Here is a 12,581-nt window from a genome sequence, read left to right on the forward strand (position 1 = left end):
TTCCCCCTGATTTTTCCGCCCCCTCCCCCCCGTTCTTACGGCTGTCCCCCCCCCCGTCCTTACGATTGTCCCCTCCCGTCCTTATGGCCGTTCTTCTCCGTTCTTACGACTGCTCCCTCCCGTCCTTATGGCCGCTCTTCTCCGTCATTTCGCCCGCCTCCCTCTGTCATTTCGACCGCAGGGAGAAATCTTTCACCGTGACGGTACGAAAGAAAGATTTCTCGTCGCTTCGCTCCTCGAAATGACGGAATATAAGCGTTCCTCGAAATGACGGTACTGTGAGTGGTCTCCGAAGTGACGGTGCTGTGCGCGCTCCTCAAAGTGACGGTACCTTGATCGGTCCTCGAAGTGACGGTGCCCTGAGCGGTCCTCGAAATAACGTAAGATTCAAAGACTGCAAGGAGTTGTCGTGTTGAAAGGGAGGGGGTCAGAGAAGTACCGCCAGCCGATCAGCCAGCGCGAGACCCCGGCGGGTCGGACGGACCCTTCCGTTGCTGATTTCGAGAAGACGCCCGGCCAGGCACCGCTCCAGGACAGGGCTCCCGAGTTCTCCCGCCGGATCGCCTTCCCGAACGTTCAGCAGGTCCAGGGGAATCCCTTCTCCCGTTCGTAATCCCAGGAAGATTGATTCAAAGCGCAGATCGTCTTCGTCAAGCGTTTCCATATCTTCAACGGGCCGGCGGTTGTCCGCGAGATCAGAGCAGTAGCGGCCAATGGAAGGGTGGTTCCACCAGCGCCGGTTACCGGCAAAAGAATGGGCCGACGGGCCGAGACCGAGGTAGGGGGTGTGGTTCCAGTACTTCATGTTGTGCAGCGAACGAAATGAAACCCCCCGGGCGAAGTTGGACACCTCGTAATGGATATATCCCATGGACTCAAGATATTCAGAGGTGATCATGAAGAACCGGAATCGCAGATCCTCCCCGGGAAGCCGGTCTTCGCCGGAGGAACACCTTTCGCCGACGGGAGTGCCCGGCTCCGGCGTAAGCTCGTAGCACGACAGGTGTTCCGGTTCCGTTCCAGCGGCCCGCCTCAGCGTTTCCATCCAAGATTCAAGGGACTGACCCGGCACGCCGTAGATCAGATCCAGACCGATATTGCCGAGTCCCGCCGCCCTCATCGCGTCCAGGGCGGCCAGAGCCTCCCCGGCATGATGTCGGCGCCCCAGATAGGCAAGGATGTCGTCATCGAAGGACTGAACGCCCAGATTGATCCGGTTCAGGGGAGTGTCGCGGAGAAAAGAACAGAAATCCCGGTCCACGTCACCGGGATTGGCTTCAATTGTGGCCTCGTAGCCGTCGGTCATGGGAAAGACTTTCCATGAGTCTTCGATCATCTCTTCGAGTTCGCTCCGGCGGAGTACCGACGGTGTTCCCCCACCCAGGTAGAATGTGTCGAAGGCCTCGAACTCTCCGGCGGTAAGGGTCATCTCACGCTTCAGGGAGTCACGGTACGACGACAGGCGGCTTCGGTCCGTTGTGGAGTAGAATCCGCAGTAGCTGCATCGCGACGCGCAGAAGGGTACATGGATGTATAACCCGGCGGGCGGGGAAGGGTCATCCGACGGGATTTTCTCCGGATCGGTATCGTCTGATGGGGAAGTCACGGTACAGAATCTCAAGCCTGGTCGGACTTGAGGATTGCCACGAAGGCGCTCTGGGGAATCGATACGGAACCGACCATTTTCATCCGCTTTTTCCCCTTCTTCTGTTTTTCCAGAAGTTTTCGCTTTCTGGTAATGTCTCCGCCGTAGCACTTTGCCGTCACGTCTTTCCGGAAGGCCGATATGGTCGACCGGGCGATGATTTCACCACCGATGGCGCCCTGAATGGCTATCTTGAACATCTGCCGGGGTATCTCTTCCTTGAGACGGTCACAGGCCAGTAAGGCCCGTTCACGGGCCTTCGAGCGGTGAACGATCTGGGAGAGGGCGTCCACCTTTTCGCCGTTCACCAGTATGTCGAGGAGGACCAGGCTGCTTTCACGGTAGTCGAGGATGTCGTAATCAAAGGATCCGAATCCCTGGGTTATGGATTTCAGGTTGTCGTAGAAATCGTAAATAACGCTTGCCAGAGGAAGATCAAATCGCAATTCGACCCTGTCGGGACTGGGATAACTGATGGATGAATCTTCTCCCCGACGGTCTATACACAGCTTCATTACCGCTCCCAGATAGCGTTCGGGAAACATCATGGTCGCCCGGATGTAGGGTTCATCGGTCCTGATGATGGTGGTGGGATCGGGATAATAGGCGGGGTTTTCGATAAAAACAGTCTTACCGTCTTTGAGGGTGAACCGGTAACGGACGCTGGGCACGGACAGGATAATGGAGAGGTCATACTCCCGTTCCAGCCGTTCCTGGACGATATCCAGGTGGAGCAGGCCCAGGAAACCGCATCGGAACCCCTGGCCGAGGGCCACGGATGAATCCTTCTGGTAGGTAAATGACGAATCATTGAGCTTGTATTTTTCCAGGGCCACCGCCAGTTCCTCGTAATCATCGGAGGCGATGGGATAGATGGAAGCGAATACAACCGGCCTGGCTTCCTTGAATCCCGGAAGCGGTCCCGCGCAGGGGCGCTGTTCATCGGTGATGGTATCGCCCACGGATACGTCTGAAACGGTCTTGATACCCGCGAGCAGATATCCGACGTCGCCCGCCTCGAGGCGGTCCCTCTTTTCCCTGTTCAGCCCGAAGCGACCGACCTCTTCGACACGGTAGGCGGTGTTGTTGTGCATGAACATGACAGTCTGGCCGGCCCGCATCGTTCCATCGAAAAGACGACAGTGGACGACGGTCCCCCTGAAAGCATCGTATTGGGCGTCGAAAATAAGCGCGGACAGGGGCCTGGTGCTGTCGCCCCGGGGAGGCGGAATGCGGGTCACGATGGCTTCGAAAATATCCTCGATACCGATACCTTCCTTGGCGGAACAGGGGATGCTGCCGAACGCGTCGAGGCCGAGTTCCGAGTCGATCTGTTCCATCACCTTTTCCACGTCCGCTGCGGGAAGGTCGATCTTGTTTATGACGGGAATGATCTCCAGGTCATGCTCCATGGCCAGGTACAGGTTTGCCAGGGTCTGGGCCTGGATCCCCTGGGCCGCGTCGACAAGCAGGAGGACCCCTTCGCAGGAAGCCAGGGATCGGGACACCTCATAGGAGAAATCCACGTGTCCCGGTGTATCGATGAGATTGAGAGTATAGTTTTTCCCATCACGCCCGAGGTAGGGAAGGGTGATTGCCTGGCTCTTGATGGTAATACCCCGCTCTCGCTCGATGTCCATGGTATCGAGCATCTGGTCTCTGAAGCTCCGGGTGTCCGCGAGCCCCGTGTGCTGGATCATCCGGTCGGCCAGAGTCGATTTTCCATGGTCGATATGGGCGATGATACTGAAGTTTCTTATAGTTTCCATACTGCGCCTTTGAGTAAAAAAGCCTTCCGGCGAAAGGGAAGGCTTTTGTAAACCTGCAACAGGGCTTGACACCCTATCCGAGCTTTTTCAGAAGCTCCTCTGAAACTTCTGAAACCCCCGGACTGCCGTTGACACCTATGACGGCCACACGTTCCTTGAAATAGTTGATGGCCGCCGTGGTGCCCGTCCGGGCATCATAGTAAATATTGTGACGTTTATCAATGGCGCTTTCGTCCTGGTCATCGGCACGGGTCGACAGCTCGCCGCCGCAGACACGGCAGACATAGGTGCCGTTCTTTTCAACGGGCTTTATGGCGTCGATATAGATGTTGTTGGGGTGGTTGTTGTCATTGGCGCAAAGACGCCGGCCCATGATGCGGTTCTTGGCTATTTCCCGGTCCAGCTCGATTTCGATAACATAATTAAGAGGGATATTCTCCTTCGACAGCGCGTCATACATGGCCTCAGCCTGGGCCAGGTTCCGGGGGAAACCGTCAAGAAGCCACCCGCTTGCGCAATCGGGCTCCTTGATGCGGTTCAGAATCATGGGGATGGTGATATCGTCAGGAACCAGTTCTCCCTTGTCTATGAAGGCCTTTGCCCGTATGCCGAGATCGGTGCCGCCGGCGATATTCTGCCTGAATATAACGCCCGTTTCAATATGCGGAACTCCGTATTTTTTCTGAACGACCGCTCCCTGGGTGCCCTTGCCGCTTCCGTTGGGTCCGAAAATAAGAATGTTCATGTGATACTCCTTTCGAAAAAGAGTGATGGAGCTGAAAACGAGCTTTCTTATAAGAAATTATTCAGAACATGGCAAGAAAAAAGAAAAACCGCCCCTCTGTCCGTCAGGAGTAGTGCTCCGGTCCCGGAAATGTGCCCTCCTTGACTTCCCGTACGTATTCTTCAAAGGCACGCTTGGCGCCGCTCCCCAGGTCTGCGTATTTCTTGACGAATTTCGGCGTGAACCGCTCGAACATGCCAAGCATGTCGTTGACTACGAGAACCTGGCCGTCGCAGTATGGGCCCGCGCCGATGCCGATGGTGGGGATGGAAAGGGATTCGGAGATATCTTTCGCGAGCATCGCGGGAACGACTTCGAGAACCACAGAAAAAGCTCCGGCCTCTTCCATTATGAGGGCGTCCTCCTTGATGCGCTGTGCCGCCTCGACGGTTTTGCCCTGCATCTTGAAACCGCCCATCTGGTGTACCGACTGGGGTGTCAGACCCAGATGGCCCATAACGGGGATTCCCGCCTCCGTTATCCTGCGCACGACTTCCGCCACTTCGCGACCGCCTTCAAGTTTAACGCCATGGGCTCCGGCCTCTTTCATAAACCGCGAGGCGTTCAATAAACCGCTTTCCACCGACGCCTGATAGGACATGAAGGGCATGTCACCCAGAACCATGGGCCGCTGAGCTCCGCGGGTAACGGACTTCGTGTGAAGTATCATCTCGTCCATCGTTACGGGCAGTGTGCTTTCGTAGCCAAGAACGACCATGCCCAGCGAGTCGCCCACGAGGATCATATCCAGCCCCATCTCATCCATCAGAACCGCCGTGTTGTAATCGTAGGCGGTAAGCATGGTGATTTTTTCACCCTTCCTCTTCATATCCATGATAGTGGTCTTTGTTACCTGCCGGGTTGGTCCCTGCTTACTCATGATTGCCTTCTCCTTTCAGAAGAGAGTCAAGTTCTTTTCCTTTTTCTTCCGATATGGTCTCCATATTTCGGGCGATGCCGACAGCGACGCGCCCGAGTTCCCTGTAGAGCGTCAGAAATTGGGGAGCTTTCGCCTCCAGGACTGCCAGGTGTTTTTCAATGGTCCGCAGATCTCCCCGGGCGACAGGCCCTGTCAGCGCCCCCGCGATTCCCCTTGCTTCCATGTTGGAGATGGTTCCCCGTACAAGGGGCCAGAAGGCCCGGATCGCGTCATCCGGGGTAAATCCCAGGATTCCGTACAGGGACGTGACGATATGCATGAGCGAAACGAGATAATTCGAGGCCACACAGGCGGCCGCGTGGTACAGGGGCTTGTCGGCGTCTTCGACAAAGAAGGGTATGCCTCCCAGGTCGGCAACGACCTGTACGGCCCAGTCGCGAATGTCATCCTGGGCGGTAATGGCGAAGGTGCTCCCCGGAATATTCTTGATAACGGCGGCCACGTCCACGAAAGACTGCAGGGGGTGGATGGTTGCCGTTGAAGCTCCTGCCTTCCGCGCCGGTTCCAGAAGATCAAGACCGCCGGCACCGCTCATGTGGATGACCCGCTTGCCCGGTCCCAGGACTCCCTGTCCGGCGATTTCGAGGCAGACCGGGGCGATTATGTCATCGGTGGTAGTTATGAATACGGCGTCAGCGAGCGCGGCAGCCTCGGCGGCAGAAGCGCAGGCCCGCCCCCCTGTGTATTCAAGGGCCCGGGCAAGCGCGTTCTCTGATATATCGGCCAGGGCGACCACGGGGTATCCTTTTAACCGCAGAAGATATCCCGTCGCCGTTCCAACCTTGCCGGCTCCTATGATCGCCACGGAGTCCCGTTGCATGGTTTCCCCTTTCCTCTTCTGTGCCCGCCGGTCTCCGAAAAAAAACCCTTCGGACTGATGTCGGAAGGGTTTTCGGCCGTGCGGCAGGATGTTCATTGACCCGTTCGTCCCAGTCCCGGTGAGGATCCAAGCGAGCATAGAACCTACCATGAAGAATGTTTCATTGTCAATGCCGCCCGGTGCCGGTGGATGCCCTTTTTATTGTGTAAGCCGGGTACGAGGTGCTATAGTGGTGTGACCGGAATATGAAGGGAATACCGTTTTCGAACATGATCGACGTAGATTTTATGGTCTTTGACTTTGACGGAACACTGGTTCAGACGGCTCAGGATATCGCCGCGGCCCTGAATCACGCTCTGACCGCCCTGGGGGCTCCCCGGCTCGATGATGAAGCCGTCCGTCGCTATGTCGGTGACGGCCTTCACAAGCTGATCGAACGGGCACTCGGCCCTGAACGGGAGACCCTGCATGCCCGGGCCCTCGACCTGTTCATGGAATACTACGATGAACACCTGCTGGATACAACGGTTCTCTACCCGGGTGTCATGGAGATGCTGGAGCATTTCCGGGACACCAGAAAAATTATTGTCACCAACAAGATGGAATCCTTTACTCTGAAAATAGCCCGCGGCCTCGCCATCGATGGATTCTTCGACGCCATTATCGGTCGGGACTCCGGGGGGCCGGTGAAACCTGATCAGCGTCTTCTTCAGCCCTTTCTGCAGCGCTTCGCCCTGTCGAAAGACCGGACTGTTGTTATCGGTGACGGCGTGAATGATCTGCTCCTGGCGAAAAACACCGGTGTTCTGAGCTGCGCCTTTCTCGCCGGTCTCACGGACAGGATGGTGCTCCTTTCTCTGCGGCCCGACTATTGCTGCGAGGACATGGGAGACGTGAGGGCTCTGTTCCGGTGACGAAGGTGAAGCGGGGGAGATCATGATCCTGTCGAAGGTGCGAAAAACCATTGAAACACAGGGGATGATTGAAGAGGGAGACCGGGTCGGTGTCGCCCTGTCGGGTGGAGCCGACTCGGTGGCGTTGCTGTTTCTTCTGAACGATCTGGCCGTCCCCATGGGTTTCTCCATCACTGCCATCCATGTCAACCATGGCCTGCGAGGTGCCGAATCGGACCGTGACGAGGCGTTTGCCCGGCAGACGGCAGAAATGCTCGCTCTGCCCATACAGACCAGAGCCGTGGCATCCGGCGCCCTGGCCGCCGGGAGGAGAGGTCCCTCCCTGGAAGACCGTGCCAGGACAGAGCGCTACCGCATATTTGAAGAACTCCGAAGTTCGCTGAACCTCTCGAAACTCGCACTGGGCCACACGTCGGACGACCAGGCGGAGACGATCATCATGAAGTTCCTTCGGGGATCGGGGCTTGCCGGGTTGCGGGGGATGCTTCCTCTGCGGGACGGCTTTTACATCCGTCCCCTATTGGACACGACACGTCGGGATGTTCTGGCCTTCCTGGAGGAGCGAAACCTGCCCTTCGTTACCGACTCGTCAAACGCCGATCAGCGGTTTCTGAGAAACAGGGTGCGCATGACGATTCTTCCCGGTCTGGCGGCTTCCTGCAATCCGAACCTGGTCGGAACGCTATGCAGGATGGCGGCGATCATCAGAGATGAAGAGGATTTCCTGGAGTGTATGGTCCGGGAATCCATGGCTTCACTGGATGTCACCGGAGACGGGCCGTTCTATGATATAGATGTCATTGAGTTGCGTGCCCTCCACAGGGCATTGGGACGACGGCTGATCAGAAAATGCCTGGAAACCTCTCGGGGGACGGGCGGGGAGCATGGATTCGACCACGTCGAAGCCGTCCTCGCTCTGGCGCGAGGGGACAACCCTTCCGGCCGGGTGGTCCTGGGAGGCGGGCTCAGGGTACGCCGGGAATACGACAGACTCATCATTGAAGCCGACGACCCGTCGAAGTCCGCCGGGGAAGCGGTACGGGGGAGAGCCTTTTCCCATACCGCGGTCGTTCCGGGCCTTACACAGATTGAGGAGATATCACGCGCGATTTCTCTGGTCATGGTGGATCGGGAGTCCGTTGATTTCAGAAATTCCCGGCATGTCTATATGAATGCCGATGCCGTCGAGGGTCCGCTGACGGTACGGAGCGCGCTGTCGGGCGACAGGATCCAGCCCCTGGGCATGAAGGGCCACAAAAAACTCAAGTCTCTTTTTATCGACGCGAAAATCCCCCGGCACCAACGGCACCGCATACCCGTGCTTGCCGATGACCGTTCCGTCATCTGGGTTCCCGGTATCTGTCTCAGTGAACGCGTCAGGATCGGGGAGGATACCGGGCGGGTGCTGAAGGCAGATTTAATTTGAAATTTTTATTGATTTCTGGTTAATGGGGGCCAGTGAATGTGCCGATGCAGCGATGAGCAATGGTCGTCTCACCATCCCCCTGACATTCCCTGAACGCAGGCTTTTATTAACCATGCCCTTTTGGGAGCTTCTATAGTATAAGGGGGATTGCAGAGTACCTGAAGAGGAGTACCGGCAAGAGTGAACCAGATGCAGAAAAACATAGCCATGTGGATCGTGGTGTGTCTTGTTTTTATTTTCCTTTTCCAGATGTTCCAGCAGCCGCGGGGCAGAGATGAGGAAATGGTGTTCAGTGACCTCCTCGCGTTCATAGAGCAGGGAAAGGTGACGGAAGTCACCATCCAGGGGGAAACCGTCACGGGCGCCCTGCAGGACGGCAAGAAGTTCACGGCATACATACCACCGGGGGCAGAGGTAGTTCCCCTCATGCGCGACAAGGGTGTCCGCATCGCGGCGAAGCCTGCCGAAGGGTCATCATGGTTCATGACGATTCTTGTTTCCTGGGTCCCCATCATGCTGCTCATAGCGGTCTGGATATTTTTCATGCGCCAGATGCAGGGTGGCGGCGGGAAAGCCATGTCCTTCGGAAAGAGCAAGGCCCGCCTCATGACGGACCAGGCAAAAAAGGTTACCTTCAACGACGTGGCCGGCATCAACGAGGCCAAGGCCGAACTCGAGGAAGTGGTGGACTTTCTCAGTGACCCGAAGAAATTTACCAGGCTGGGAGGCCGTATTCCCAAGGGCGTTCTTCTGGTGGGTCCTCCCGGAACGGGCAAGACCCTCCTCGCGAGAGCCATCGCGGGTGAAGCGGGCGTTCCCTTCATGAGCATCAGCGGCTCCGACTTTGTCGAAATGTTTGTCGGCGTCGGCGCGTCAAGAGTGCGGGATCTGTTCAGCCAGGGGAAGAAGAATGCCCCCTGCATCATATTCATCGACGAGCTCGACGCGGTGGGACGGCACCGAGGCGCCGGACTCGGCGGTGGTCACGACGAGCGGGAGCAGACGCTGAACCAACTTCTGGTCGAGATGGACGGCTTCGAATCCAACGAGGGTGTCATCATCATGTCCGCCACGAACCGGCCCGATGTGCTCGACCCGGCGCTGCTGCGGCCGGGACGGTTCGACCGGCAGGTTATCGTTCCTCTGCCGGATGTGAAGGGACGAGAGAAAATATTTGAAGTTCACGCAAGGAAAGTTCCCCTGGCAGCGGACGTCGATTATGCCGTCATCGCCCGGGGAACGCCGGGATTTTCCGGGGCTGACATTGAAAACCTGGTAAATGAGGCGGCAGTGGCAGCGGCCCGCAAAAACAAGGAACAGGTCTTCATGGAAGACTTTGAGTATGCCAAAGACAAGGTCATGATGGGTGCCGAGAGGCGAAGCCTGGTTATCAGCGAGGAGGAAAAACGCAGCACCGCTTATCACGAAGCGGGGCACGCCCTGGTGGCCATGCTGATTCCCGGGACGGACCCCATTCATAAAGTCACCATCATCCCCCGGGGCAGGGCTCTCGGGGTAACACAGCAGCTTCCCACGGAAGACAGGCACACCTATGCGCGAAAGTATCTGATCAACAATATCGCCATTCTCCTCGGCGGACGGGCCGCTGAAGAGTTGGTACTGAAGGACTTCACCACGGGTGCCGGCAATGACATCGAACGGGCGACGGGTCTGGCCCGCAAGATGGTCTGCGAGTGGGGTATGAGCGAGAACATGGGGCCCCTGACCTACGGGAAAAAAGATGAAGAAATCTTCCTGGGCAGAGAGATAGCGACTCACAAGAACTACAGCGAGGAGACGGCGAAGCTCATCGACAAGGAAATATCAGCCATCGTCGTGTCAAACTACGAGCGGGCGAAAGATCTCCTTGCCGGCCATCTGGACATACTGCACAAACTGGCCGAAGAACTTCTGATCAAGGAGGTGCTGAACCTGGATGAAATCAAGGCCATAGTAGGCGCCCAGGAATCTGCCGGGGAGGGAACGGATCCGATTGAGGAAAAAGGCGAAGCTATCGAGGAAGCTTGACGTCCTTATACAGACTCGAAAAAAGCCCGATGCGGGACGGCTTTGTAAAATAACCCTTACGGCATGGCGCGGGTATCTCATTCCGTCCGGTCACGCGCACCGTCCCCGGAATGGCGGGACAGGGAACATAATTGCGGTGTAAACGCCGGGAACACTATGCGACTGATTCGATACAGGTCCGGGGAAGAAGCCAGGAGGGAACTCGAGCGTGTCGGGACGGATTCCTGGGGCATAGAGGCGATGGTGCCGAAAATGGAGCTCTGCCTCGTAATGGTCGAGGACGTTCCCTGCAGGGCCGCCAACGTCATGAAGCAGGAGATGCTTTCTCTGGGTGGAGATGTGGCGGTGGCACGGGGCTCCGTTTCGTGCAGTATTGAAAAAACCACGGCCCTGGTTATGGGTACCCGCAAGCAGGTGGACCGGTTTATCGACAAACTGGCGTTCCAACCCTTCGGTCTTGACGATATCGCCGCCGGAATGAAGGATGTTCTTCAAAAGGCGCGGCGAGAAACGTTCTCCCTTACAACCCCGCGACGGACTATCACCGTTGGTGAACGGACTCTTGTCATGGGCATTATCAATATGACGCCCGATTCCTTTTCCGACGGGGGACGCTTCGCTTCGATGGAGGAGGCCCTGGAGGAGGCGCTTCGGATGGAAGAGGAGGGAGCCGACATCATCGATGTGGGCGGGGAGTCGACCCGTCCCGGCTCGGATCTCCTGAAACCGGATGAGGAAATGGGGCGGGTGATCCCCCTGCTCCGGGCCTTGCGCAAGAGACTTTCCATCCCTCTTTCCATCGATACGACCAAGGCGGCGGTAGCCCGTGCCGCCATTGACGAAGGGGCCGAGATAATCAACGACATCAGCGCCCTTCGTTTTGATGAAGACATGGCGGCCCTGGCGGCGTCAGCGGGTGTTCCGGTGATTCTCATGCATATGCGGGGGACACCGAAAACCATGCAGGAGGGAGACCTGGCGTATGACTCCCTTCACGGCGAGATAGGGACCTTTTTCAGGGAGCGGATAGAGGCCGCTCTGTCGGCGGGCATCGACGAGGAAAACATTATTCTCGATCCCGGGATCGGTTTCGGCAAAACCGCGGCGGACAACTGTCGCCTCATAGCCCGCATGGATGAGTTCCGATGCCTGGGCAGGCCGCTTCTGGTCGGGCCGTCAAGGAAGAGATTTATCGGGGAGACCGTTGGTGGATCACCGGCGGAACGCCTTGAAGGCACCGCCGCCGCGGTGACGGTGTCCATACTGGCCGGCGCCTCCATCGTCAGGGTTCATGATGTGGCCTTCATGAAACCGGTGGCCGTCATGGCCGACAGTTTCAGAAAATCCGGTGCCGGTCCATGATACAGGCTGTCGGAATAGATTCCGTTGATGTTGCCCGCATGGAATCAATGATAAAACGGAAGGGCTTCCGTGCCCTGAAGCGTCTTTTCAGCGCCGGGGAGATCGACTATTGCGGTAGCAGGCCGGCGCCCGCCCAGCACTACGGTGCCCGCTTCGCCGCGAAGGAAGCGTGCATGAAATGCCTGGGTCGCGGCATATGGGGCGGCATGGCCTTCAAAGACATCGAAACCGTGAGGAACACTGACGGATCAGTGCGGCTTGTCCTTCACGGGCAGGCACGGGAGCGGTTCGAGACTATCGGGGGAACATCGCTCCACGTAAGCCTGACCCACACGGAGACAATCGCTGTCGCCATGGTTGTTATCGAGACGGGCACCGCGGGGGATGCTTCATGAAATCCCGGTTCCCGGACGAGATGGAACTTTTGTCGACGAGTGTCGATGAGACTTTTCGTATCGGAAGGATCATCGGAGAAAGGGCGGCCCCCGGCACGGTGGTGGCCCTGATCGGGGAACTGGGCGCGGGAAAAACGCTGCTCACCCAGGGAATGGCCGCCGGTCTCGATGTGCCCGGCACATACTACGTGACCAGCCCGACGTTCACGCTCATCAACGAATACCCCGGTCGAATCCCCCTGTATCATTTCGATGTGTACCGTCTTTCGGGTTCAGTCGATCTCGAGGATCTCGGGTACGAGGACTATTTTTTCGGTGACGGCCTGGTCGCCATAGAGTGGGCGGAAAAGGTGATGGACAGCCTGCCGGAAAGTACGCTATTTATCAGAATCAAACGACTGGATGAGGACACGAGAAAAATCAGCCTGTCCTGCAATGCCGACAGTACCGTATTGAACAGGCTCAAAAAAGCTTTGGAAGAAGGAGGGTGTAGGTAGC

General features: G+C 57.4%; 11 protein-coding genes. 6 read left to right on the plus strand and 5 right to left on the minus strand.

Annotated features, from left to right (window positions below; all coding sequences use genetic code 11):
* Window positions 1-427: 427 nt before the first annotated feature.
* The 5 genes from hemW to M0Q23_04830 all read right to left on the minus strand — a co-directional run bounded on the left by hemW (window position 428) and on the right by M0Q23_04830 (window position 5,958).
* Complete coding sequence (gene hemW / locus M0Q23_04810; GenBank protein MCK9527962.1) at window positions 428-1,606, minus strand: radical SAM family heme chaperone HemW; 1,179 nt, start codon at window positions 1,604-1,606, stop codon at window positions 428-430.
* An 11-nt stretch (window positions 1,607-1,617) separates the two neighbouring features.
* A complete protein-coding gene (gene lepA, locus M0Q23_04815; protein ID MCK9527963.1) occupies window positions 1,618-3,414 on the minus strand; it encodes a translation elongation factor 4 in 1,797 nt (598 codons plus the stop codon).
* 73 nt (window positions 3,415-3,487) lie between these two features.
* The gene (locus tag M0Q23_04820) at window positions 3,488-4,159 is read right to left on the minus strand and encodes an adenylate kinase (protein MCK9527964.1); all 672 of its coding nucleotides are present in this window, start codon (window positions 4,157-4,159) and stop codon (window positions 3,488-3,490) included.
* 103 nt (window positions 4,160-4,262) lie between these two features.
* Window positions 4,263-5,078, minus strand: a complete 816-nt coding sequence (panB, locus tag M0Q23_04825) for a 3-methyl-2-oxobutanoate hydroxymethyltransferase (GenBank protein MCK9527965.1) — start codon at window positions 5,076-5,078, stop codon at window positions 4,263-4,265.
* Window positions 5,071-5,958: a DUF2520 domain-containing protein gene (locus tag M0Q23_04830; protein ID MCK9527966.1), complete on the minus strand. Its 888-nt coding sequence runs from the start codon at window positions 5,956-5,958 to the stop codon at window positions 5,071-5,073. The genes panB and M0Q23_04830 overlap by 8 nt, the downstream gene beginning before the upstream one ends.
* A 269-nt stretch (window positions 5,959-6,227) precedes the next feature.
* Between M0Q23_04830 and M0Q23_04835 the strand changes: the two genes are divergently transcribed.
* The 6 genes from M0Q23_04835 to tsaE all read left to right on the plus strand — a co-directional run bounded on the left by M0Q23_04835 (window position 6,228) and on the right by tsaE (window position 12,580).
* Entirely contained in the window at window positions 6,228-6,872 is a 645-nt protein-coding gene (locus M0Q23_04835; GenBank protein MCK9527967.1) for an HAD-IA family hydrolase, read from the plus strand.
* Window positions 6,873-6,894: 22 nt separating this feature from the next.
* Window positions 6,895-8,298 (plus strand): tRNA lysidine(34) synthetase TilS, encoded by a 1,404-nt coding sequence (gene tilS, locus M0Q23_04840; GenBank protein ID MCK9527968.1) that lies wholly within the window; start codon window positions 6,895-6,897, stop codon window positions 8,296-8,298.
* A gap of 189 nt (window positions 8,299-8,487) precedes the next feature.
* Window positions 8,488-10,326 carry an ATP-dependent zinc metalloprotease FtsH gene (gene ftsH / locus M0Q23_04845; GenBank protein ID MCK9527969.1) on the plus strand — a complete coding sequence of 613 codons (1,839 nt, stop codon included), beginning with the start codon at window positions 8,488-8,490 and terminating at the stop codon, window positions 10,324-10,326.
* A 156-nt stretch (window positions 10,327-10,482) separates the two neighbouring features.
* Complete coding sequence (gene folP, locus M0Q23_04850) at window positions 10,483-11,688, plus strand: dihydropteroate synthase (GenBank protein ID MCK9527970.1); 1,206 nt, start codon at window positions 10,483-10,485, stop codon at window positions 11,686-11,688.
* Entirely contained in the window at window positions 11,685-12,083 is a 399-nt protein-coding gene (gene acpS / locus M0Q23_04855) for a holo-ACP synthase (protein ID MCK9527971.1), read from the plus strand. The genes folP and acpS overlap by 4 nt, the downstream gene beginning before the upstream one ends.
* Window positions 12,080-12,580, plus strand: a complete 501-nt coding sequence (gene tsaE, locus M0Q23_04860; GenBank protein ID MCK9527972.1) for a tRNA (adenosine(37)-N6)-threonylcarbamoyltransferase complex ATPase subunit type 1 TsaE — start codon at window positions 12,080-12,082, stop codon at window positions 12,578-12,580. Before acpS ends, tsaE begins: the two co-directional genes overlap by 4 nt.
* Window position 12,581 lies beyond the last annotated feature (1 nt).

It is taken from the genome of Syntrophales bacterium, from assembly GCA_023228425.1.
Taxonomy (GTDB): domain Bacteria; phylum Desulfobacterota; class Syntrophia; order Syntrophales; family UBA2210; genus MLS-D.

Coding starts and splice junctions, on each gene's coding strand:
- M0Q23_04835 (MCK9527967.1), top strand. CDS start 6,228: ATGATCGACGTAGATTTTATGGTCTTTGACTTTGACGGAACACTGGTT.
- ftsH (MCK9527969.1), top strand. CDS start 8,488: ATGCAGAAAAACATAGCCATGTGGATCGTGGTGTGTCTTGTTTTTATT.
- tsaE (MCK9527972.1), top strand. CDS start 12,080: ATGAAATCCCGGTTCCCGGACGAGATGGAACTTTTGTCGACGAGTGTC.
- tilS (MCK9527968.1), top strand. CDS start 6,895: ATGATCCTGTCGAAGGTGCGAAAAACCATTGAAACACAGGGGATGATT.
- panB (MCK9527965.1), bottom strand. CDS start 5,078: ATGAGTAAGCAGGGACCAACCCGGCAGGTAACAAAGACCACTATCATG.
- folP (MCK9527970.1), top strand. CDS start 10,483: ATGCGACTGATTCGATACAGGTCCGGGGAAGAAGCCAGGAGGGAACTC.
- M0Q23_04820 (MCK9527964.1), bottom strand. CDS start 4,159: ATGAACATTCTTATTTTCGGACCCAACGGAAGCGGCAAGGGCACCCAG.
- M0Q23_04830 (MCK9527966.1), bottom strand. CDS start 5,958: ATGCAACGGGACTCCGTGGCGATCATAGGAGCCGGCAAGGTTGGAACG.
- lepA (MCK9527963.1), bottom strand. CDS start 3,414: ATGGAAACTATAAGAAACTTCAGTATCATCGCCCATATCGACCATGGA.
- acpS (MCK9527971.1), top strand. CDS start 11,685: ATGATACAGGCTGTCGGAATAGATTCCGTTGATGTTGCCCGCATGGAA.